Source organism: Brachybacterium sp. 107 (assembly GCF_052379725.1).
Lineage (GTDB): Bacteria > Actinomycetota > Actinomycetes > Actinomycetales > Dermabacteraceae > Brachybacterium.
Map to the genome: position 1 here is coordinate 24634 of NZ_JBQSYW010000011.1, position 22361 is coordinate 46994.

The following is a 22361-nucleotide window of genomic DNA, read 5'->3' on the forward strand; positions in this document are numbered from 1 at the left end:
GTTCAGTTCTCTCGTTCCTGCGCCGGTCAGGCAGCGGATCCGACGGTGGTGGTCATCATGCGCATGAGCGTCTCCTGGTCCGCCTCGGAGCGAGGCACCTCCCCGGTGATGCGTCCTTCGCAGATGGTGTAGATGCGGTCGCAGATCCCCAGGACCTCGGGGAGCTCCGAGGAGATGACGATGACGGCCTTCCCCTGGTCGGCGAGATCCTGGATGAGGCGGTAGATCTCGAACTTCGCGCCGACGTCGATGCCGCGGGTGGGCTCGTCGAGGATCAGCACGTCCGGCTCGGGGAACAGCCACTTCGCGAGGACGACCTTCTGCTGGTTGCCGCCGGAGAGGGTGGCGACGCCGACGTCGATGCCGGGGGTCTTGATCCGCAACGACTTGCGGTACCTCTCCGCGACGGTGCGCTCCATCGCGTCGTCGATGAGCCCGCGCTTCACGACGGCGCGAAGGTTCGCCGACACGATCGTGTCCTTGATGCTGTCCAGGAGGTTCAGGCCGAGGAGCTTGCGGTCCTCGGAGACGTAGGCGAGGCGATGGCGGATCGCCTGCCGCACGGTCTTCAGCTCGACAGGCGCACCGTGGAGCGCGATCTGGCCGGACTTGTGCACGCCGTAGGAGCGGCCGAACAGGGAGCGTGCGAGCTCGGTGCGTCCGGCGCCCATCAGGCCGGCGAAGCCGACGATCTCGCCGCGCCGCGCCACGAAGCTCTCGTCGTCGCAGACGAGCTTGCCGGGCACGGTGGGATGCTCGACCGTCCAGCCCTTGACCTCGAGGATGACCTCGCCGCCGGTGTTCGGCTCGTGCTCGGGGTAACGGTTGTCCAGGGACCGCCCCACCATGGCGCGGATGATCCGGTCCTCGTCGACCTGGCCGGCCTCGACGTCGTAGGTTTCCACGGTGCGGCCGTCACGGATCACGGTGACGGCGTCGGAGACCTCGGCGATCTCGCCCAGCTTGTGGGAGATCATGATCGAGGTGATGCCCTTGGCCTTCAGACCCTTCATGAGGGTGAGCAGGTTCGCGGAATCATCCTCGTTCAGGGCGGAGGTGGGCTCGTCGAGGATCAGGATCTTCACGTTCTTCGCGAGCGCCTTGGCGATCTCGACCAGCTGCTGCTGACCCACGCCCAACGTCTTGATCTGGGTGCCGGGGTCCACGTCGAGACCCACCCGGGCCAGCAGGTCCAGGCTGCGTCGCCGCAGGGTGCGTCGGTCGATGAGCCCCTTGGCGACGATCTCGTTGCCCAGGAAGATGTTGTCCTCCACGGAGAGCTCGGGGATGAGGGCGAGCTCCTGGTGGATGATGACGATGCCGACGCTCTCGGAGGACTTGATGTCCTTGAAGGACATCTCCTCACCCTCGAACAGGATGCTCCCGCTGTAGGTGCCGTGGGGGTAGACCCCGGAGAGCACCTTCATGAGGGTCGACTTGCCGGCGCCGTTCTCCCCGCAGATCGCATGGATGTCACCCCGGCGGACGGTCATCGTGACGTCGTCCAGAGCCCGGACGCCCGGGAACAGCTTGGTGATGGTGCGCATCTCCAAGATCGCGTGCGGATCGCGCATGGAATATCCCTTCCACTCCTCGTCGAGTGCGACCGTCGACCGGTCGACAACGTTGTCATCATAGAGGTGGAGGGGTCGATGGGTCCGCCGAAAACAGATCACAGGAACGTCACGGTTAAGGAAAGCGGCATCCGCGGCTGCTCTGCGAACGCCTCGAGATGCTCCGGCGTGAAAGGGGCCGCTGTGTGATGGGCCCATCGGGCAGGCAACAGGGCTCTTCAGAGGTGAGGGGCGAGGCACCTCATCCCTGTCCACCCTGGTCGTGCCGCTCGATCGCATCGCCTAGCTCGCGGAGCGCATCGGGGTGGAAAATAGCGCGAGTGCTCAATCGCGCGACGCGGCCGAGCGAGCATCCACGTACTCGTCGGCCTCCTCGCGTGTCAGCGCCCTCACGGCCCCGCTCTCGAGCTCGTCGGCTGGTCGCGCGGCGACCAATGCCCAGGCCCCATCGACCTCGCCGGGCTCTGGTTCGTCGATCATCGGACCGGCTCCAGCACGAGCAGGGAGACTGCCGGCAGCGGGAGCTCGACCGTCAGCTCGAGGGTCCCCTCGGCGCTCGCCGTCACGTCGGCCGCCTCCGTCAGCTCCTCGAGCCCTTCGCGCGCATGGATCTGGGCGAGCTGATCCGCGTCGGGCACTTGGGGCGAGCCCAGTCCTTCCCAGATGGTGTGGCTGTTGGAGTGCTCGGCATCGATGCGGTGATGGGTGAGCCGGTACGTGCCTGCCTTGAGCCCGCGCACGGTGAGGGCGACCGGGGTGGGTGCGTCGGCGGTGCGGTACTGGTCGTCGGTGTGCCGCCACAGAGCGGTGACGATCCGGCCGTCGCTGTCGCGGGAGGCGAGCACGTCAACCTCCTCGGGCATGGCGCGGCCGTCGGCCTGATCCAGGAGCTCGACCCCGTGGGCGACGTCGCTCGTGGCCTCCACCCGAGTCTCCCCGAGGTGCGACAGCAGGCGATAGCCGTTCAGCAACGGCTTCTCGATGCGGTCCGCGGTGAGGAATGCGCGCGTGCCCTCGAAGTAGCGCTCGCCCTCGAAGTAGAAGGCCCACGACATCGCCTGCTGGATGTTCGCGCCCTCGAGGTCGTTGAGATCGAGGAGCTTCTTCATGAGCTTGACCTGGAACACCGGGTAGTACTCGGTGTTCTGGAAGCGGAAGTTCGCGTTGTCGTAGAACGAGAAGTGGGCGGGCACGCCCGCATCGCACTCGTCGATGATCGCCGGCAACGTCCGGTAGGCGGGGAACTGCGCCATGACGCGCAGCATCGAGCGCACCTCGTAGAGCATCTTGTGGGCCGACGGGCTCTGCTGCTCCGGGGCGTCGCCGCCGGTGGGGCCGTACACGCGCCACGGGGTGAAGGAGGAACCTTTGGTGTGGAAGGAGACGAAGTCCAGCGGCAGGTCCTGCTCGTCGGTGTACGCCAGGAACCCGTGCAGGAACTCGGTGCCGCCGCCGGTCACGGCCGGCCCGCCCACCTTCGCCTGTGGCAGCGCGCTGCGCACGCCCTCGACGGTCGCCGCATACAGCTCGTGGAATTGCTGGGGAGTGCCGCGCCAGTAGAAGATGTCCGGCTCGTTCCACAGCTCCCACAGCCAGGTGTCCACCTCGTCGGCCCCGTAGCGCTCCAGGCAGTGCGCGGCCAGTGCGGCGAGCAGGTCCCGCCACCGGTCGTAGTCCCGCGGCGGGTAGGACCACTGGCCCGCCTCGTGTGCCGAGTACATGGTGGGGCTGGGGGTGATCGTGAGCTCGTCGGCCCCGGGCGGGAGCAGATCCCGCGGCGTGAAGCCGATCTCGACCAGCACGTGGTGGCCGGCCTCGACGATCGCGTCGTAGGTCTGATCCAGGATCGTGAAGTCGTAGTACGGGGTGCCGTTGGCGTCCTCGTGGTAGACGTTCCCGTTGCCCCAGTGGGGGATACCGAAGCCGGAGCCCGAGCACAGCGCGTAGTGAGGGCGGATATGGAACCCGGTGCTGGTGAGGTCGCCGAAGGTGTTCAGGAGGTGACGCCCGGTGGGGGTGTAGGTCCAGTTGATCTCGTCGTAGCCGACGCTCTCCCACAAGCGGGTGAGCGGCCCGATCTCGCGGCCGGCATCGATCTGCACCGCGGCGGCGGTGACATGCGGGGCGTCGGGATCGCTCGGGGCGTTGGGCGGGAAGGGTCGGGCGCTGGTGAGGTTCTCGTGGGTGGGCTGAGCGGTCGTGGACACGCGCGGTCACTGCCTTTCGGGGCGTCACGGAGGATGCCTGGCAGGTTACGCGCTCGCACGGTCCATGGGAATGCGCTGTCCATTCGAATGTCCCGCGCACCCCTCCGCGCAGCCCGCCACGCACAGCCGGCCCCGCTCCTCGGGGCGGCGCCAGGGGCGATCCGCCCTGAGCCGGGACGGGCGCTCAGTCCGGTCGGTGCAGATCGAACTTCTGGGCCTCGTCGATCCCGAAGTACGCGCTCGGCCCCCCACCGCGCAGCACCGGGTCAGCTGCGGCGGTGTCGAAGAGTCCTTCGACCAGCAGCGAGTCCTCGATGTGGACGGCGACGACCTCGCCGACGACGAACGAGGAGCCGGATGGCTGGCCGGAGACTGCCTGGAGGTCGATGATCTGGGTGACGCGGCACTCGAAGTTCACTGGAGAGGCGGCCACTCGGGGCGCGGCGATTTCGCTCGATGCGGCGGCCTCCAGCCCCGCGATGTCGAACTCGTCGACCTCGGCGGTCGTCGAGGAGGCGTTCATCCTCTCGGCGAGAGCGCGGGTGACCAGATTCCAGGTGAACTCGCCGGTCTCCAGGCAGTTGGCGACCGTGTCCTTCCAGGCGTTGCTGGAGAACCCCACGAGAGGCGGCTGGTAGTTCAGCGCGTTGAAGAACGAATAGGGCGCGAGATTGCGGCGGCCACGAGCGTCGAGCGTGCCGATCCAGCCGATGGGGCGTGGCCCGACGATGGCGTTGAACGGGTCGTGGGGCAGTCGGTGCCCTTCCGCGGGCCGATAGAAGTGGGTCATCGACTCATTGTGTATGACCATCCGCACCAGAATCGTCGCCCCCGTCGGCTCCCTGCCGGCAACGCCTCGCACCTGTCGTCAGCCTGTGTGCTCGAGCACGGCGAGTCCCGTGGCACGGCTGAGCGTCCGCGATCGGGCTGTGCACCTTCTCCCGGACTGCGCGGCGACAGGGCGCACACTCCGGCAAGCCGGGTAACGTCAGAGGCATCGACGGTGGCCCCGTCTCGACGGAGCCCGCCACCTCCTGTTCTTCCTCCTGTTCTTCCTCGGCCGCGCCGAGACCCCGACCCTTCTGAAGGAGCGCCCCATGAGCGTCCCCCACCTGCTCGATCACATCGTCATCGCCGGCCCCGACCTGGCCGAGATCGTGGACTGGTTCCGCGAGCTCACCGGCGTCACCGCCGCGCCCGGCGGCACCCACCCCACCGGCACCGCCAACGCGTTGGTGGCCCTCACCGTGGACGGCGCGAAGCGCCCCCACTACCTCGAGCTGATCGGTCCCGACCCGGAGCGCGAGGGCGAGGAGCTGCCCAAGACCTTCAGCATCAACCGGCTGAAGAAGCCCACCCTCATCACCTACGCCGTGCACCCCGAGGGCATCGACCAGGTCGTCGAGCGCGCCCGCGCCGCCGGTTTCGACCCCGGTGACGTGGAGGAGCTCTCCCGCACCACCGCGGACGGCACCGAGCTGACGTGGCGCCTCACCCAGGCCGCTGCCCCGCGCAACTACGCCGTCCCCTTCCTCATCGACTGGGGCACGGCCACGCAGCCGGGCCTGGGCGATCTCCCCTCGATCGAGCTGGTCTCCTTCGAGCGCATCGAGGTCAATCCCGCCCCGCAGCAGAAGTCCCTCGACGCCCTCGGCCTCGAGGACGGCGTCGCCGAGATCCGTGAGGCCCGTGGCTCCCGCTTCGTGCTGCAGCTGCGCACCGAGGACGGCCGCGACGTCGAGATCTGAGGCGCGGCCCCGCGTACTCTGACGCCCACGAACCTGACGCTCACGACTGCGACGCGCACGACGACGGGAGAACCATGGCGACGAAGAAGCTCACGAACCTGGTCCCGAAGGGGAACACGCTCGTCAACCTCGCGATGACGATGAGCCCCTTCGCCATCGCCCTGATCAAGAAGGCCGCGGACAACCCCGAGGTGTGGAAAAAGGTCCAGGAGCAGATCCTGCGCCTCGTCCAGCACGAAGGGGACACCCCGGAGGACATGCGCCAGACGATCGACGCGCTGCGCGAGCAGATCGGGTACCTCACCGAATCGGCCGACGACGACGCCGAGGCGAAGCAGGCCGAGACCTGGGGGAAGCAGCTGGAGCAGCTGGACCGGGCCGCAGCGCTCCTGACGGCCCCCGGCGCGACCCGCAAGCAGAAGAAGACCCTCAAGAAGAAGATCGGCATCCTGCGCGCCGAGATCCTCCAGGCCTTCATCGCCGAGGTGGACGAGGACGCACAGAAGGACGGCACCTCAGGCGCGTAGGCGCGAAGGGCGGTCGGTTCCCCCGAGGGGCGCGGCAGCGCCGTTCGGCACCAACTCTCCTCGGGGGTCGCCTAAAAGAGATGGTCAGGCCGCAGGCTCGAGCCAGAGCAGGTTCCGCTCCATCGCGGTCCCGTCGCAGTCCAGACCGATCACGGCGGTCTCTTGGCCGCCGCCGTGGTCGACGTGCCCTCGGGTGAGCTGGTGGTAGTGCCCGTGCAGCCACAGTCGTGGACGTAGTTCCGTGGCTACCTCCCACAGGCGCAGGCGGTTCTCCTCGCAGTAGTCGAGAACCCCTGGGTCCGTGTCCTCGTAGTACGCACCGAATCTCGGATCGAGGGCCAGATCGACCCCGGCGGGGCAGTCGTGGGCCACGACGATCTGTGCGGGTCCGTCGGCGATGGCGCGGTCGATCGCAGCGTTCGGGGTGATCTCGTCCGGCCACCAGGAGACTCCGACCAGCCGCCCCGAACGATCGATCGAGGCCGCTCCGCCGAGTGCCACGGCGACCTCGTCGCCCACGGTGAGGCGCTGGCCATCCCGCAGATGCCGGACCCGAGGCGACACGATTCCGCAGCCCTCACCGTCACGTTCCAGCTGCTCGAGATAGCTCGTGTCGTCGTGATTGCCGCGCACGAACAGCAGCTGCATGTCGTACTCGGCGAGAGCCTGCTCGACGGCCTCGCGGAAGCGCGCCTCAAAGGTGTACCCGTAGTCACCCAGGTGGAGGATGGTCCGTGCGCCGCGAGAGCCGACGGAGGAGATCGCGGACGCAGCCCATCGCGTGTTGCCGTGCCAGTCCCCGGCGACGACCGTGGTGCGTGGATCGAGCGGGATCATCATGACCTCCTGAGCGGGATAGGCACGCCATCGTGGCAGAGGAGACCCAGCGCCGGCACGGCCCGCGCTCGAAATGTGGATGACCGGATCGTCCCGCCGGCGGACTACCCGCGTCGACCGTGCGCGCTGCTCAGGCCGAAGGCGTCGGCGAGACGTGCCGCAGCGTCGGTCGGCGACACGCTCTCGGTATCGATCGCGATGTCCGCGGGAGGGACTTCTCCCGCGAGGCTGCCGGCGGTGCGGAGATGCCGCAGGGTCTCGACGCTGGCGAGCTTGCCGAACTTCTTGCGGTCCGTGTTCTCGATCCGGCGTTCCTGCTCGGCGGCGGAGACCTCGAGGCTCGCGAACCGCACGCGCCCGCCGTGGTCGTTCACCGCGGACACAGCACGCTCGGGGAAGTCGGCGGGAACTGTCGACTCCGGTGCGAACGTGAAGATCAGCGACGTGTCCGCGTCGGCTGCGGCGGCGAACGTGTCCAGCCAGAACGTCTCCCGCAGCCGGACGAACTCCGGTGAGCCGAACTCGAAGACTTCGAGGAGCAGGTCGACGACGAGATGGTTGTGGAAGACGGGGATCCCGGTCAGTTCGGAGAGCTGCCGGGCGACGGTGAGCTTCCCCGACGCGACGGGGCCGTGCAGGAAGACGAGGTCCATCCGGGCACAGTAGTCGGCGCGAGGGTGGCGGCGGAAGGTGATTATCACGCGCAGCCCGCCGCAGCCCGCCGCAGCCCGTTGCGGGGCGCCGATAAGGTTGTCCGTCCTGCTCCTGAACGGAGCGACGCACGCGACCAGGAGTCACCGTTGACCGCATCGTCCGCCCATCCCGAACGCTCTGAGGTCGAGGAGACCCCACCGGAACGGTTCGTCAGCGGCGACCCGTATGCGCTGGACCCGTCGGCCGTGAAGACCCCGCCCGTCGGCTGGAAGGCGTCCTCGAAGTTCTTCGGCCCGGGCCTGATCGTCTCCGCCTCCGTGGTGGGCGCCGGTGAGCTGATCACCGCCACGTCCCTCGGGGCCAAGGCCGGCTTCGTGCTGCTGTGGCTCGTGTTCGTCTCCACCATCGTCAAGGTGGCCGTGCAGATGGAGATGGCCCGCTACTCGATCGTCACCGGTGAGGGCGCGATGGAGGGCTACAACCGGGTGCCGCCCAAGGCCGGGCGCGTCAGCTGGGTGTTCCTGCTGTGGGCGCTGATGGCGCTGAGCAAGCTCATCCAGACCGGCGGATTGATCGGCGGCATGGCCGCGGCCCTGTCGATCCTGGCACCGCTCGGCTTCGGCCCGCTGTCCCCGGCGGCCGTGACGATCTGGGCCGTGGTCGTCACGGTGATCGCGATCGCCACGCTCATCTCGAACAGGTACGGGCTGATCGAGAGCGTCGCGACGTTCCTGACCATGGCGTTCGTGCTGGTCACGGTGCTTGTCGTGATCGCCCTGCCATTCAGCGCCTTCGCCTATTCGGGGGCGGACCTCGCCTCCGGACTCAGCCTCCAGCTGCCCATCGGCGCGATCGGCATCGCGCTGACGATGTTCGGCCTGACCGGCGTGGCCTCCGAGGAGATCACCGCCTACACCTACTGGTGCCTGGAGAAGGGTTACGCGCGCTGGTCCGGCCCCAACGACGGCACCTCGGAGTACCGCGCCCGCGCGCTGGGCTGGATCGCCGTGATGCAGAAGGACGCGATCGTCTCCTGGGTCATCTACACCGTCTCCACCGCCGCGTTCTTCATCCTCGGCGCCGCCGTGCTGCACCCGCAGGGCCTGGTCCCCGAGGGGAACGAGATGATCCTGACCCTGTCCGAGACCTTCTCCGGGGTGTTCGGCGAGGTGGGCCGGATCGTGTTCCTGCTCGGCGCGCTCGCGGCGCTGGGCTCGACGATCTGGGCGGCGATCCCCTCGTGGTCGAGGTCCTGGGCCAACGCCCTGTCCATCGTGGGCGTCTTCGACTGGGCCGACGCCCGCAAGCGCACCTTCTGGATGCGCGTGTTCATCGCCTTCCTTCCGGCGATGTGGCTGCTGACGTTCCTGTGGATCAACGAGCCGCTGCTGATGATCATGGTGGGTGGCATCGCCGGGGGCATCTTCCTGGCAGCGGTCGCCATCTCCGCGCTCTACCTGCGCGGGCGCATCGAGCCCGCGCTCCGCGGCGGCCGCTTCATCTACATCGCGCTGATCATCAGCTCCCTCGCGATCATCGCGCTCGGCATCTACTCGGCCGTGACCACGGTGATCGGCTGATGGGCGAGAGCCCTGTGAGCCCTGCACCCCGCCCAGACCGCCCTCGACACGGAGCCCGCTCGTGACCCCTCGCCCGGACCCCGCGCCGGCCGTGCACCCCGGCGTCGCCTCCACCCTGCGTGCGGGGCTAGACGAGATCGGCCGCATCATGCCCACGGATCTGCGCACCCTCGAGGACATCCTCGAATACCGCCGGGTCGGCGCCGCCCGCACCACCACCGCGGCGGAGATCGCCACCCGCCTCGGGCTCACGGCCGCCGAACGGACCGACGTCCCGGCGTGTCCCGTGACCGTGTTCGGCACCGGCCGTGTCCCGGCCGCCAGGGTGCTGTTCCTCCACGGCGGCGGGCTCATCGCGGGCTGCCGCTTCGATGGGGCCGACGTCATCGCCCGTCACGCCGACGCCCTGGACCTCGAGGTATGGACGCTCGAGTACCCGCTGGCGCCGGAGCAGAACCTCGACGCGATGATCGACGTGGTCCTCGAGGTCATCGCCTCGGCAGGAACGGATGTACCCCTCGTGCTCGCCGGCCAGAGCGGCGGGGGAGGCCTCGCCGCGGCGACCGTGATCGCCGCCCGCGACCGCGGGATCCACCTCGACGGTCAGCTGCTGGTGTGCCCCATGCTGGACCGGACCGAGCGCCCCTCGACCCGGCAGTTCGCGGACTCCCCGGCCTGGAGCGCGATCTCCCACCGCACGGCCTGGTCGCACGTGCTCGACGGCGCGCAGACCCTGCCACCCGGCGAGACCGCGGATCTTCGCGGAGTGCCGCCCACCTTCCTGGACACCGGGGGCGCGGAGCTGTTCCGCGACAGCATCCTCGACTACGCCGCACGGCTCAGCGCCGCCGGCACCGCGGTCGAGCTGCACATGTACTCCGGGGCCTTCCACTCCTCGGACTGCGTGCTCGAGGACGCCGAGGTCTCCCGCGATGCGCACCGAGCCCGGGAGAGTTGGCTGCGACGTGTGCTCGCCAGGGACGTGTGAGGCAGATGCGTCTCCCCGCCGGCCCTACCCGTCCTGCATCCGGGCCCTGAGCACGTCGAACTCGCACCCCGGAGCATCGGGATCGAAGCCGCGCTGGCTCAGCCAGCGCGCCACCACCAGGCTGCGCAGCGACCACCAAGCGCGGATCACGTCCCGGTCCGCGCCCGGGCCGTAGCCGGCGAGCAGGTCATCCAGGCGTTCCTCGTGCCCGAGGGTCAGGATGGCGAGGTCGTACATGGCGTCACCGGGGGCGGCCTCGGACCAGTCGATGATCCCGGTGACCTCGTCCCCGTCGACGAACACGTGGGTGAGCTGCAGGTCGCCGTGGATGAACGACGGCGACCAGGGCCGCAGCGCCGCCTCGGCGATCTCCCGGTTGCGATGGATCACCTCAGCCGGCAGAACAGCATGGTCGAGCAGCCAGGCGCACTCCCGGTCGAGCTCCGGCGCCATGCCCTCGAGCCGTTGTCCGGGCCACGGAGGCAACGGGGCGTCGTGCAGAGTGCGGATGACCGCGCCCGCCGCAGCCCATGCCGCCGGCGTCGCGGGCGACGGTTCGCCGAGCACGCCCAGCGCCCGGCCCGGCACAGCGGCGATCGCCAGTACGGGCGGCCGGTGCCAGAGGATCTCCGGGGTCGGGACGGGCGCCATACCCATCGCCCGGATCTCGATGTCCGCGTGCGCCGGGTCGCCATCGACCTTGAAGAACACGTCGCCCACGCGCAACGTCGCGCGTTCGCTGTGGGCGACGACGACCTCCACCTCATCCATGCGGGTCATCCTCGCGGATCTGGCCACGGATGTCACCGGATTAGTCGTACGAAGTTTCCGCCCATGCTGCGTGTACTTCCTGCCAGCCCTGCAGCTCCTGTTCCAACGTCGCCGCCACGTCAGGCACCTCCGCCGAAACGTCCCGGCTCTCGGCCGGATCGGCGTCCAGATCGAACACCGCCTGCCCCACCGACGTCGGCGGGTCCATGCCCTCGCGGGCGTCGACCACCAGCTTGTAGCGGCCGCGCCGCACCGCCCACTGCGCCTGGTAGGTCCACATCAGCGAGCGCTCTGGCGCTGCCGCTTCGCCGCACCATGCTTCGAGCAGGGAGACGCCGTCGACCTCCGGCAGGTCTGCCTCGGCACCGTCGACGGCGTGCAGGATCGTGGGCAGCAGATCCATCATCAGACCCGGCTCGTCGAACTCCGTACCCGCCGGGAGATGGCCCGGCCACGACGCGATGCTCGGCACCCGGATCCCGCCCTCGAACACGGAGCCCTTCGACCCGCGCAGTCCGCCGGCCGAACCGCCGGTGTAGGAGATCTCCTCGCCGCCCAGCCAGTTGCGGCTCTCCCGCGAGGGGCCGTTGTCCGAGGAGAACACCACCAGGGTGTCCTCGCGGATGCCTGCCTCATCCAGCGCCGTGAGGATCTCGCCGATCGCGTCGTCCATCGCCGCGATCATGGCGGCCAGCTCCTGGCGACCCGGCGGCAGGTGCGCTACGCGATCCATGTGCTCTTTGGGAGCATGCAGCGGGTAATGCGGGGCGTTGAACGGGACGTAGCAGAAGAACGGGTCCTGTCCGGCGCGCGAGGCGTGGCGGGTGATGAAGTCCGCGGCCCGTCGGCCGATCACCGTGGTGAGGTACTCGCCGTTCAGCCAGACCTCGTCGTCCCCGTCCCACAGGTCGTGCACCGGGTTGTCGCGGCCCCAGTAGAAGATGTGCGAGTAGTAGTCCACGCAGCCGGCGCGCAGTCCGAACACCTCATCGAACCCGTAGCGCGTGGGGGCGTAGGCGGGGTCCACGCCCAGGTGCCATTTGCCGAACAGGCCGGTCGCGTAGCCGCGTTCGCGCAGGTGGGAGGCGAGCGTGGCCTGGTGGGGGAGTCCCACGGTGTCGCGCCTGCCGCCCAGGATCGACTCGACCCCGGCATGGCCCGGGTACTTCCCGGTGAGCAGGGAAGCCCGCGAGGGCGAGCACACCGGGGAGTTCGCGGACCACTGGGAGAGCTTCACCCCGCTCGCGCACAAGGCGTCGAGGTGCGGGGTGGGGATGTCGTCGGCGCCGAAGCAGCCGAGGTCGCCCCATCCCAGGTCATCGGCATAGAGGATCACGACGTTCGGGCGGTGGTGGTCGGTCATGGTCGCTCCCGGTGCGGTGTGGCCGTCATGTCGACGAGCGGAGCACACGATAGCGGTGGTGGGTCTCGCTCGCGAAGGCCGATGTCTCGAGGCGTTCCAGTTCTATGTGCCGGCCCAGCCCGGCGAACAGGGAGATGCCCTTCCCGAGCAGCACCGGGGCGACGTCGAGATGGAGCTCGTCGACCAGCCCGAGCTGGAGGCACTGCCGCGAGATGCTGCCCCCGAGCAGACTGACCCATCCGTCGCCCGCTGCCCGCTTCGCCTCCTCGACCGCCTGCGCGATATCGTCGACCACGAAGGTGTAGGTGACGCCGTCGCGCTCGATCGGCTCGTGAGCGGTGTGGGTCATCAGGTAGACCGGCACCGTGAGCATGCCGCCGTACGGGATCTCGCCGTCCTCGATGGTCTGCGTGCGGTTCGCTCCTCCGACCACGGCGCCGATGCGCTCCAGGACCTTCTCGACGACGGCGTCGTCCTCGGGGGCGGAGGGTCGGCCGAACATCCAGTCCACCCCGCCGTCCTGATCTGCGAGGATTCCGTCGACGGTCAGTGTCGCATGCACGATCGTGGTCGCCATGAGCGTATCCTTTCGTGGGGTGGGTCCTCTGAAGGGGTGTGTCGACGGAGCGGGATGAGCCTACTGAGCGGGATGAACCGTCAGGCTCACCGTGACGCCGATTCAACCTCGACCGTCTGGTGCCCAGCAGTTCCTGGCCGACTCCTGACGGCAAGGCCTTGCCGGCCTGTCAGACCGCGGCTCGGTCAGCCGCCCACCACCTCCCACGACACCACGCTCACCGAGTGCGCCAGCGCCACGAAGACCCCGCCCGTCAGCTCCTGCGTGCTCTCGCGGATCCCCAGCACATCGGGGCTGCTCAGCGTGTTCACGGCGAACAGGTCCTCGGCGTCGGCGCCCAGGGTGTGCACCGTGACCGGGCCGTCGACCAGCTCGCTGTCCACGGCGAGCACCGCCTCGACGTCCTCGTCGGCGGAGCGGTTGATGACTGCGACATACCGGCGCGAGCCGTCCTTCGAGGTCGACGCGCTCACGTCGAGCACTCCCACGGTGGTCAGCACCGAGACGCAGTGCGCCTCGCCGCCCCAGCCCTGCTCGCGCCGCACCGGCTGGGTCACGGCGGGCCCGGCCACCCGGGCCGGGAGCGGCACGGTGCCGAAATGGTTGAGGTACAGGTCCCACACGTGGAAGGTCGCCGAGCGCACCAGGCCACCCTCGCGCACGGCGAGCAGGCCGTTGGCGTTGACAAGGTTCACGGTGTTCGCCATGGTCACCGGCACGAGGTTCCCCGCGGTGCGATGGATCGCGTGGAAAACCCCGGAGTAGAACAGGGCGTCGGCCAGGGTGCGCGGCGAATAGCGGCTCACCCGCCAGCCGTTCTCCGCGGAGACGCCGGGCTCGTCGGAGGGACCGGAGGTGTCGCGCTCGGCGATGCCGCCGTCGGCCCCGGGCTGCGGGTCCTCCCAGCTGCGCGGCTCGAAGTGGCGCATGTTCCACTCGTCGAAGGCGATCTCGAGGGGACTGGAGATGCCGTGACGATCCGCGGCGGCGGCGACCTTCTCGGAGAACCCCTGCAGCACCTTCTCGAAATGCACCGCCTGCGAGACCACGGCGTCGAACTCCTCGCGCGAGGGATCCACGAGGTGGAAGCTCGCACCGTAGGCGTGCACCGAGAACCAGTCGGTGATCTCGCCGAGCTCACGCACCACCACGTCCGTCCACCGGTCATCGTCCAGCCCCACGCACACGAATCGGATCGAGGCGTCCACCGCGCGCATGAACCGCGCATGCTCCAGGGCGTCCTCTGCGTAGCGCTCGGGGCTGCGGTGGCCCATCTGCCAGGGCCCGTAGACCTCGTTGCCGATGCCCCAGATCGGCACCGCGCGAGGGCGCTCGAGGCCGTCGGCCGCGCGGCGTCGGGTCATCTCGGTGTCCCCGGCGTAGTTCGTGTACTCGACCCAGCGCACCGCGTCTTCGACACTGCGGCAGCCATGCGCGAGATAGGGGGTTGCGCCGGTGGCCTCGCACCAGGCGAGGAACTCCGGGGTGCCGAAGCGGTTGGTCTCCTCCGAGCCCCAGGCGAGCTCGAGTCGACGAGGTCGTTCATCGCGCGGGCCGGTGCCGTCCTGCCACCAGTAGGCGGACGTGAAGTTCCCGCCCGGCCAGCGCACCACCGGCAGGCCCAGGTCACGGCAGGCGTCGATGACGTCCTGCCGGCATCCCTCCAGCGGGCCGTCGCCGCTCACGGACAGCTCCGAGCCCTCGTCGAACACTCCGCCCTCGATGTTGCCGAAGAAGGCGGATTCCAGGAAGTGGCCGTAGATCTTCGGATCGATGGGGCGCGGTCCGGTCGTCTGTGTGAGATCGATGCGGGCGGGGGACTGCGGGGTCATGGGTGCCTTTCGGAGAACAGGGGGCCTCATCGACCCGTTCGTCGTCCCGACAGCATGGTGGCGACCGGCGGGTCCCGCAATGGTGTGCCCCGATTCTGGACGGGCGGCCGACGGCGCCGCCCCGGTCCGGGCCCGCGCTCACCCCGCGAGCAGGCGCTCCGGGATCGCCTCGCGCCCGTCGACGCCCGCCACCAGCGACGCATCGATCGTGGAGCCCTGGCGCACGATCGTGAGCGTGCCGCGGTTCTCGAGGATCACCAGCTCGACCTGCTGAAGGTCCAGCACGCCGGAGATCCGCAGCCGGTTCAGCAGGTCCTGCTCCGACAGCCGGCGCCGACGCAGAGCGCTCGCCACGGTGCGTCCGCCGACCATCACCACGGAGGGCCGACGGAACGATCCCATGGACCGGGCCCGCCTCGTGCGCCGCAGCGTGCCCACCAGCCATTCCAGGAGCATCAGCGTGTTCAGCACGATGAGCGCCCCGAGCAAGGTGGGGGACTCGCCCAGCATGGCCCGCGCGGTGACGCCGCCGATCACGGCGAGCACCACGAAGCTGCCCACGGTGGGGTTCGCCATCAGCCGCTGCCCGGACACCTGAACGAGCAGGGAGAAGAACACGTAGAGCACCACGGCGGAGAGGATCACGCCCAGCGCGCCGCTCCAGCTGATGCCGAGGTAGTCCTGCCAGATGAGGTTCCAGTCGATCATCCGTCCATTGTCGGGGACCGGTCGCGGCGCCGAGCACGGACGCCCTGCGGACGGCCCGGGCCGTTCAGGGAGCGGCTCGTCCGTTCATTCCGCGACGGCCCACACCGCCTCGGGCACGAGACCGACCTCGACCAGGGTCCCCGGCGGCCACGGTTCGTCCGTCGGCCCCAGCGGCCGGCGGACCACGAGCGTTCCCGCATCGGTCTCGACGTCGTGGTCGACGTGGTCGCCGCCGAAGGTCGTCGAGAGCACTCGCCCCAGACGGGGATCGACGCCTCGGCGCTCCTCGATCCGCGTCATCGTGAAGGCGTGCGGATGCCCGAGCACGATGCACTCATCCCCCTCCCGTCGCAGCTCGGAGGATGCCGGGACCTCCCATGACGAGCCCAGGATGCTCACCTGCGCCCGATGCCCGCCGCCGTCGTCCACCAGCCTCTCGACCTGCGCCGACAGATAGTTGGGGACGCCCACACGGGTAGCGACCCAGGCGCTCGCCGGATGGGAGTAGACCTCCCGCGGGGTGTCCACCTGCACGAGGATCCCGTCACGCATGACGGCGATCCTGTCGGCCACGGCGAGCGCATCGGACCAGTCGTGGGTGACGAACAGGGAGGCGCTCCCCATCCGCCGGTGGATCCGCGAGATCTCCCGCAGCAGACCTCCGCGAGCGGCAGGGTCCACGTGCGCGAGCGGTTCGTCGAACAGCATCACCTCGGGCCGACGCACGAGGGCGCGGGCCAGGGCGACGCGCTGACGCTGGCCGGCGGAGAGCTCATGGGGGAGCCGGTCGGCGAGGGTGCGGAGGTCCAAGGAGGTCAGCGCGACGTCGAGCACGTCGGCCGCGGTGAGGTCTCCCTCGCGGCGCTCCACCGCGAAGGCGACGTTCTCGGAGACCGTGAGCTGGGGGAACAGCACTGGGGTCTCGAACATCATCGTCGCGGGGCGCCGCTCCACCGGGATCCGCGCCATATCGCGGCCGCTGATGCGAACGGTGCCTGTGGGGAGTCGCTCGAGTCCGGCGACGCGTCGCAGCAACGTGGTCTTCCCCGAGCCCGACGGACCGATCACGGCGATCATCTCCCCGGGGCTCACGTGGAGATCGACCCCGGCGACGCCTCTCAGCTGGAGCCCGGCCCGCGCGGTCATGAGGACCTCGCTCGCGCGCCGAGGGCCGCGGCGCTCGCCGAGGCGACCAGGGCGCTCGCTCCACCGACGACGAGGGCGACGATCCCCGTCAGGGCGAAGGTCTGCTCGAGGGCGGCCCGATCGAGCAGGTCGAGGGCGAAGGAGGCCACCATCGGTGCATCCGGGGTGGAGACGAACACCACCGGCGAGACGGAGACGATGTTGCGGGCGACCACCGCCGCCGCGGTCGCCGCGACGAGCGCCCCGGTCTGCGGCACCACGAGCTGCAGGGTGATGCGCCGTCGGCCCGCCCCGAGCACGCCGGCGGTCTCGTGCAGGGCCCGCGGGACCCGGCGCTGCCCGGCACGCGCGGCGAGATGCACCATCGGCACTGCGGGTGCCATGAACACGGCGACGAGCGCCACAGATCCGGAGGCGAGCGATGCCCCGCCGACCAGGGCGGGCAGCTGCCCGAACGGAGTAGGGGTCTCGAACCCGTAGGCCAGGAAGATCGCGATGCCGAGGGTGGTGCCCGGCATCAGCAGCAAGGAGGTCTGCAGGAGGTCCACGCCGCGGGCGAGACGCGTGCCGCCCTGGTCGGAGGCCCATGCTGTCATCAGGCCCACCGGGACGGCGAGGAGCAGTGCCACCAGCGCGTAGCGCACGGTCGACCCGATCACGTCCATCATCGTCGGCGTGAGCAGCGACCCCCGAGCCCGGATCATCGTGGCGGCGGAGGCGAGCACCAGGAGCAGCACGACGGCCAGGACCAGGACGCTCAGGACCCGGCAGCCGTGCACGAGGATCGAGCGGGGCAGCACCAGCCGGGGGCTCGCACCGTGACCCTGCCAGGGATCCACGAGCGCTCCGGCCTCCCGTCGGCGCCACATCGCCAGGAGGAGGGGGAGCACCGGCAGGGTCAGCAGGACGGCGATGAGCGCGGCGGTGCTCTCCCCGCCCCACGCGATCACCTCGATGTAGGCGGTGTGGGCGAGGGTCGGCATCCGACCGCGCAGCACGGCCGGGATCGAGGGATCCGACAGGGCGGAGACGAACAGCAGCGCGGTCGAGACCGCGAGGGGGACGCGCAGCGGTGGCAGCAGCACCAGTCGGATCACCTGCGTCGCGCGTGCGCCGGTGACCTGGGACATCTCCACGAGCCGTGGATCCACCTCGCGCCAGGCCATCCTGATCGTCAGATACGGGATCGGCAGATGCGCCACGACCATGGCGAGGGTCATCCCCAGCGCTCCGTAGACGTCGGGCAGGATCCCGGTGAGCAGACCACCGCGCCCGCCGACGGCGACGACCGCTGCTGCGACCACATAGGGAGGGACGAGCAGGAGCGCGCCGATGGTCGCATCGAGCACACGCCTCCATCCCTGGGAGAGCGTGCGAGCGGTCAGCGCCAGCGCGAGGCCCACCGCGGTACCGATCACGGTGACGACGACGGCAAGGGCCAAGGACACCGCCAGGGTGCGCCCGAGACCAGGGACGACGCCTGTGGTCGCGACCGCAGCGATCGCCTGCGACACCATGCGCAGCACCGGCCAGCCGACGACGACCGCTGCGCCCGCGCCGGCGACGACGAGGGAGGCCGCTGCAGCGGTGCGGGGCCAGATCCTGCTCACCGTTCGACCTCCTCCGTGTACCAGGCGAGGAGAGCATCCCGGCGTGAGGAGCGCTCGGCGAGCGAGGCGCCGATCACCGGATAGCGACCGTCCGCGAGGACATCGGCGAGGTTGCCGGGAAGGTCCGAGCGGGTCGGGATCTGGTCGATGCCGCTCGCGGCGCCGGCCCGCTGGCCGTCGGCCGAGAGCGCGAAGTCGAGGTACTCCCGGGCGGTCCCGGGATGCGGGGCATCGGCCAGCATGGCGACGGCTCCGACCTCGTAGCTCGTCGCGTCCTCGGGCAGCACCACCTCGACAGGGCTGCCGGCGGCGCGGGCGGCCTCGCAGTACGGCGCGAAGGTGATGGCGACGGCAGTCTCCCCACGCGCGACCACCTGCGCCGGCGCCGTGCCGGAGCGGGTGAACTGGAGGACCTGCCCGTACAGGCCGGCGAGATACTCGCGGCCGGCGTCCTCGCCGAGGCGGTCGATCTGCAGCGACATCGCCGTGTAGGCGGTGCCGGAGGTGCGAGGGGATGCAGTGCTGATCTGACCGTCCAGTGCCGGATCGAGCAGATCGTCCCAGGTGCGGGGGATCTCGGTGCCGAGGTCGGAGATCGCCTGCGGAGCCACGCAGAAGGCCAGCATCGAGGAGTACACGCCGCTCCAGCGGTCCTCGGGGTCGCGGAAGTCTTCGGGGATCCCCGCGGCCTGCACGGAGCGGTACGGGGCGAGCAGTCCCTCGTCGGCGGCCTCGACGTACATCTCGGAGCCGCCGCCGTGCCAGACGTCGAACTCCGGCAGATCCTCGCCGTGCCGGATCCGCTCGAGGGCTTCCGACGTGGGCAGGCGCACCGTGGTCGCGCCGTACCCGGTGCGTTCGGTGAACGCGCCCGCCCAGGCGCGGCAGACCTCGGCGTCGTTGGAGCAGAGGACGGCGAGGTCGCGATCATCCATCTGCCTGTCGCCGGTCGCCGTGCAGCCCGTGAGGGCCAGCAGTGCGAGCACCACCAGCGCACTCACGGCGCGCGGCGACCGACGAGGAGGAGTCATGATCCTTCGAGGGTAGGCCAGGGATCAGCTGTCGGACGTGGAGGCCTGAGCCTCTTCCGCCTCCGCCGCGAGTCGCTTCTCCTCGCGGGCGCGCATCAGCGCCTTCTCGTCCTTGCCGATCACCCACATGATGCCGACGACGAGCAGCGCGCATGCGGTCAGCACGGCGAAGGAGACGTCCCACCCGAACGCGTGCACCATCAGGCCCACGCCGGAGGAGGCGAGCGTCGCGCCCAGCAGGTAGCCGAACAGGCCGGTGAAGCCTGCGGCGGTCCCGGCGACCTGGCGCGGGGAGAGATCGATGGCCTGCAGGCCGATGAGCATCACCGGGCCGTAGATGAGGCCGCCGATGACCGCCACCAGCGCGATCGAGATCCACAGCGGAGCAGCGGCCGGAACCTGCCAGTAGGCCACCAGGGCGATGGCCGTCAGGGCCATGAACAGCATGCCGGTGCCGGACCGGTAGCCGCGGAAGATCTTGTCGGAGACCCAGCCGCACAGCAGGGTGCCGACGATCCCGGCCAGCTCGAACACCACGAAGCCCGTGATGCCGTCGGAGATCTCCGCCCCGCGCGTATCCGCGAGGTAGACGGTGATCCAGTTCAGCACCCCGTAGCGCAGGGCGTAGACGAACACGTTGGCGACGGCCAGCAGCACGATCACGCGGTTGGTCAGGACGTGCTTGCGGACGAACTGCCACATGGACAGATGCTCATCGGCGTCGTCGATCTCGACCTTCGCCGGATCATCGCGGTGCTCTTCGATGGGCGGCAGGCCCTCGGAGACGGGGGTGTCGCGGATCAGGAAGAACGCCACCACGGCGACGATCAGGGCGATCACCGCGGGGAACCAGAAAGCGGCCCGCCAGTCGTCGGCCGTCCAGGCCAGTGCGGCCGCCGCGGCGACGCCGAGCCCGGCTGCGCCCACGTTGTGCGCGGTGTTCCAGATGGAGGTCTTCCAGCCGCGCTCGTTGGTCGAGAACCAGTGCACGAGCACGCGGCCCGAGGCTGGCCATCCCATGCCCTGGAACCAGCCGTTGATGAACATGACGGTCGCGAACACCGCGATGGATCCGGAGACCCACGGCACGAAGGCGACGAAGAGGTTCGTCAGCGCCGAGAGGGCGAGGCCGATGGGCAGGAAGTATCGGGCGTTGGAACGGTCGGAGACCGTGGCCATGAAGAACTTCGAGAGGCCGTACGCGAACAGCACGGCATTGGCGATCAGGCCGATGCCGAGGGTGCTCAGCCCCTTGTCGTCCATGAGGAGCGGGGCCACCAGGGAGACGTTGTTCCGGATCAGATAGAACCCGGCATAGCCGAGGAAGATCCCGAGGAACACGTTCAGGCGGCGGCGGGGATAGACCCGCTGCACCTCCGCGTCGTCCAGGCGCGGCTTCGGGGGCGGGGCAGAGAGGAACCCGCGGCGCTTCGTCGGGGCAGACATCGTTCTCCTTCGTCATCGGGGAGGGACCGGACGCAGGGCGAGCCCCGGGGTGCTCCCCGGAACCGGTGCTCCGTTGCAGCACGTGCGTCCGTCCCCTTCAGCCTGCCCAGGCGTCGGTAACCGTGGGGTGGCGCTCGGTGACGATCGGTGACGAGATCAGTGCGGACGGGTCGAGGGCAGCACGCGGACTCGGTAGCCCTGGCCCCGGACCGCCTCGATGAGGTCCGCGGGCGCGCCCTGGGCGCGCAGCTGCTGGCGCAGCCGGTAGATCATGGACTTCACCATGTCGCGACCGCCCTCGGCGCGGCTCGTGCCCCAGACCTCGTGGAGCAGCGTCCGCAGAGGCACCGCACGGCCCGCGTCCTGGACGAGGCGGCCGAGCAGTCGCAGCTCGGTCTCCGGCAGGTCGAGCTCGGCGCCGTCCCAGCTCGCGCTGCCCCACTCGAGGTCGACCCGCAGAGGCCCGCAGCGGAGCGCCTGGCCGGCAGAGTCCGCGACGGACGTCGACCCCGAGGAGCGTCGCAGGATCGCCTGCACCCGCAGGGCGAGCTCGCGGGGGCTGAAGGGCTTCGTGAGGTAGTCGTCGGCCCCGGCGGTGAGCCCGGCGACGCGGTCGTCGACCTCCCCGAGTGCGGTGAGCAGGATGACCGGCACGTCGGAGGTCTCCCGCAGCGACCGGCACAGCTCGATGCCGCTCTCCCCGGGGAGCATCACGTCGAGCACGACGAGCTCGATCGGCTCGGAGTCGAGTAGGGCGCGTGCCGCGGTCGCGTCGGAGGCGGTGCGGGTCCGAAGCCCCTGAGTCTCGAGCGCGAAGGAGATGATCGCCGTCATCTGCTCCTCGTCGTCGACGATGAGGACCAGGGGCGCCTCCGGGGCCGTGGGGCTGCTGGAGCTCGTGGAGTCAGACATGGGCGTCCTCCTGGGAGGGCCACGGCAGCACCACGAGGATGCGGGTGCCGCGGCGGACGAGGGAGTCGACGACGACGCGTCCGCCGTGCGCATCGACGATCTGCCGGATCACGCCCATCCCGAGGCCGGTGCCCTGAGGGTGGCCGCTGACCTGGGGTGCGAACAGCTCAGCACGTTGCTCGGGGCTCATCCCCGCGCCCTCATCGGACACAGCGATCGTGGTGCCTTCGGCGGTCGCCTCCACACGGACGGTGACCTCGGCATCGCTGCCGGCATGGCGAACCGCATTGTTGATCAGGTTCCACAGCACCTGGCGGATCATGGCACGGTCGACGTCGAGCACGAGGGGTCCACCCCGGCTGTCCAGATGCAGAGGCGTGCTCCGGATCCGCCGCAGCTCGAGGACCGTCTCCCGGACCAGCGTCCGGATGTCGACCGCGGTGCGGTCCAGCGTCGGCTCACCCGTCTCGAGCCTGGCTTCGAGCAGGAAGTCCTCCGCCATGCTCACCACGAGCGACGTGTTGCCCACGATCGTGTCGACGAAGTAGCGCTGCGTGGCGTTCAGCGGTCCGGGAGTCTCCTCGGCGAGCAGATCGGCTGCGCCCTTCACCAGCGTGAGCGGAGTGCGGATCTCGTGGGAGAGGACCCGTGCGGACAGCTTCTCGGGAGGGCTCGCTCCGGTCTCGCCGTCGCCGTCGTCGTCTGAGGACGCCGACGATCGACGGCTCCTCAGGGCGATCGCTCCGCCGCCGACGAGAGCTCCCAGCAGGAGGGCAGCAAGCAGCAGAGCGGCGAGCTGCCACCCCTCGAACTGAAACACGTCTCCTGACACATGGCCAGGGTATTCGTG

At 69.8% G+C, this 22361-nt stretch carries 21 protein-coding genes; 4 read left to right on the forward strand and 17 right to left on the reverse strand.

Going from position 1 to position 22361, the window contains the following annotated elements; translation table 11 throughout:
- Positions 1–26: 26 nt before the first annotated feature.
- The 4 genes from mmsA to ACT3UL_RS12610 all read right to left on the reverse strand — a co-directional run bounded on the left by mmsA (position 27) and on the right by ACT3UL_RS12610 (position 4571).
- On the reverse strand, positions 27–1574 hold the full coding sequence (mmsA, locus tag ACT3UL_RS12595; RefSeq protein ID WP_444578601.1) for a multiple monosaccharide ABC transporter ATP-binding protein: 1548 nt from the start codon (positions 1572–1574) through the stop codon (positions 27–29).
- 324 nt (positions 1575–1898) lie between these two features.
- Positions 1899–2054 carry a hypothetical protein gene (locus ACT3UL_RS12600; RefSeq protein WP_444578602.1) on the reverse strand — a complete coding sequence of 52 codons (156 nt, stop codon included), beginning with the start codon at positions 2052–2054 and terminating at the stop codon, positions 1899–1901.
- A complete protein-coding gene (locus ACT3UL_RS12605; protein ID WP_444578603.1) occupies positions 2051–3781 on the reverse strand; it encodes a GH39 family glycosyl hydrolase in 1731 nt (576 codons plus the stop codon). Before ACT3UL_RS12605 ends, ACT3UL_RS12600 begins: the two co-directional genes overlap by 4 nt.
- 184 nt (positions 3782–3965) lie before the next feature.
- Positions 3966–4571, reverse strand: coding sequence for a flavin reductase family protein (locus ACT3UL_RS12610; RefSeq protein WP_444578604.1), 606 nt, complete (start codon positions 4569–4571; stop codon positions 3966–3968).
- Between the two features lie 307 nt (positions 4572–4878).
- Here ACT3UL_RS12610 and ACT3UL_RS12615 point away from each other — a divergent pair, with 307 nt between their 5' ends.
- Together ACT3UL_RS12615 and ACT3UL_RS12620 are read left to right on the forward strand one after the other, a co-directional pair.
- Entirely contained in the window at positions 4879–5529 is a 651-nt protein-coding gene (locus tag ACT3UL_RS12615; protein ID WP_444578605.1) for a VOC family protein, read from the forward strand.
- Between the two features lie 74 nt (positions 5530–5603).
- A complete protein-coding gene (locus tag ACT3UL_RS12620) occupies positions 5604–6056 on the forward strand; it encodes a hypothetical protein (protein ID WP_444578606.1) in 453 nt (150 codons plus the stop codon).
- An 84-nt stretch (positions 6057–6140) separates the two neighbouring features.
- Here ACT3UL_RS12620 and ACT3UL_RS12625 read toward each other — a convergent pair whose 3' ends face one another.
- Together ACT3UL_RS12625 and ACT3UL_RS12630 are read right to left on the reverse strand one after the other, a co-directional pair.
- Positions 6141–6896 (reverse strand): metallophosphoesterase family protein, encoded by a 756-nt coding sequence (locus tag ACT3UL_RS12625; RefSeq protein WP_444578607.1) that lies wholly within the window; start codon positions 6894–6896, stop codon positions 6141–6143.
- A gap of 101 nt (positions 6897–6997) precedes the next feature.
- Positions 6998–7546, reverse strand: coding sequence for a hypothetical protein (locus tag ACT3UL_RS12630; RefSeq protein WP_444578608.1), 549 nt, complete (start codon positions 7544–7546; stop codon positions 6998–7000).
- Positions 7547–7693: 147 nt separating this feature from the next.
- Between ACT3UL_RS12630 and ACT3UL_RS12635 the strand changes: the two genes are divergently transcribed.
- Entirely contained in the window at positions 7694–9127 is a 1434-nt protein-coding gene (locus tag ACT3UL_RS12635) for an Nramp family divalent metal transporter (protein WP_444578609.1), read from the forward strand.
- A 61-nt stretch (positions 9128–9188) separates the two neighbouring features.
- Positions 9189–10115: an alpha/beta hydrolase fold domain-containing protein gene (locus ACT3UL_RS12640; RefSeq protein ID WP_444578610.1), complete on the forward strand. Its 927-nt coding sequence runs from the start codon at positions 9189–9191 to the stop codon at positions 10113–10115.
- A gap of 24 nt (positions 10116–10139) precedes the next feature.
- Here ACT3UL_RS12640 and ACT3UL_RS12645 read toward each other — a convergent pair whose 3' ends face one another.
- The 11 genes from ACT3UL_RS12645 to ACT3UL_RS12695 all read right to left on the reverse strand — a co-directional run bounded on the left by ACT3UL_RS12645 (position 10140) and on the right by ACT3UL_RS12695 (position 22331).
- Positions 10140–10886 (reverse strand): phosphotransferase family protein, encoded by a 747-nt coding sequence (locus ACT3UL_RS12645; protein ID WP_444578611.1) that lies wholly within the window; start codon positions 10884–10886, stop codon positions 10140–10142.
- A 40-nt stretch (positions 10887–10926) separates the two neighbouring features.
- Positions 10927–12249 carry a sulfatase-like hydrolase/transferase gene (locus ACT3UL_RS12650; RefSeq protein ID WP_444578612.1) on the reverse strand — a complete coding sequence of 441 codons (1323 nt, stop codon included), beginning with the start codon at positions 12247–12249 and terminating at the stop codon, positions 10927–10929.
- Positions 12250–12274: 25 nt separating this feature from the next.
- Complete coding sequence (locus ACT3UL_RS12655) at positions 12275–12826, reverse strand: dihydrofolate reductase family protein (RefSeq protein WP_444578613.1); 552 nt, start codon at positions 12824–12826, stop codon at positions 12275–12277.
- 185 nt (positions 12827–13011) lie between these two features.
- Positions 13012–14658 carry an alpha-L-arabinofuranosidase C-terminal domain-containing protein gene (locus ACT3UL_RS12660; protein WP_444578614.1) on the reverse strand — a complete coding sequence of 549 codons (1647 nt, stop codon included), beginning with the start codon at positions 14656–14658 and terminating at the stop codon, positions 13012–13014.
- A 138-nt stretch (positions 14659–14796) separates the two neighbouring features.
- Complete coding sequence (locus ACT3UL_RS12665; RefSeq protein ID WP_444578615.1) at positions 14797–15366, reverse strand: DUF421 domain-containing protein; 570 nt, start codon at positions 15364–15366, stop codon at positions 14797–14799.
- Positions 15367–15450: 84 nt separating this feature from the next.
- The gene (locus ACT3UL_RS12670) at positions 15451–16512 is read right to left on the reverse strand and encodes an ABC transporter ATP-binding protein (RefSeq protein WP_444578616.1); all 1062 of its coding nucleotides are present in this window, start codon (positions 16510–16512) and stop codon (positions 15451–15453) included.
- Positions 16509–18122, reverse strand: a complete 1614-nt coding sequence (locus tag ACT3UL_RS12675; protein WP_444578617.1) for an ABC transporter permease — start codon at positions 18120–18122, stop codon at positions 16509–16511. The genes ACT3UL_RS12670 and ACT3UL_RS12675 overlap by 4 nt, the downstream gene beginning before the upstream one ends.
- Positions 18119–19153, reverse strand: a complete 1035-nt coding sequence (locus ACT3UL_RS12680) for an ABC transporter substrate-binding protein (RefSeq protein WP_444578618.1) — start codon at positions 19151–19153, stop codon at positions 18119–18121. Before ACT3UL_RS12680 ends, ACT3UL_RS12675 begins: the two co-directional genes overlap by 4 nt.
- Before the next feature lie 24 nt (positions 19154–19177).
- A complete protein-coding gene (locus ACT3UL_RS12685) occupies positions 19178–20599 on the reverse strand; it encodes an MFS transporter (RefSeq protein ID WP_443353392.1) in 1422 nt (473 codons plus the stop codon).
- A 156-nt stretch (positions 20600–20755) separates the two neighbouring features.
- Positions 20756–21511 (reverse strand): response regulator transcription factor, encoded by a 756-nt coding sequence (locus ACT3UL_RS12690; protein ID WP_444578619.1) that lies wholly within the window; start codon positions 21509–21511, stop codon positions 20756–20758.
- Positions 21504–22331, reverse strand: coding sequence for a sensor histidine kinase (locus tag ACT3UL_RS12695; RefSeq protein WP_444578620.1), 828 nt, complete (start codon positions 22329–22331; stop codon positions 21504–21506). Before ACT3UL_RS12695 ends, ACT3UL_RS12690 begins: the two co-directional genes overlap by 8 nt.
- Positions 22332–22361: the final 30 nt, after the last annotated feature.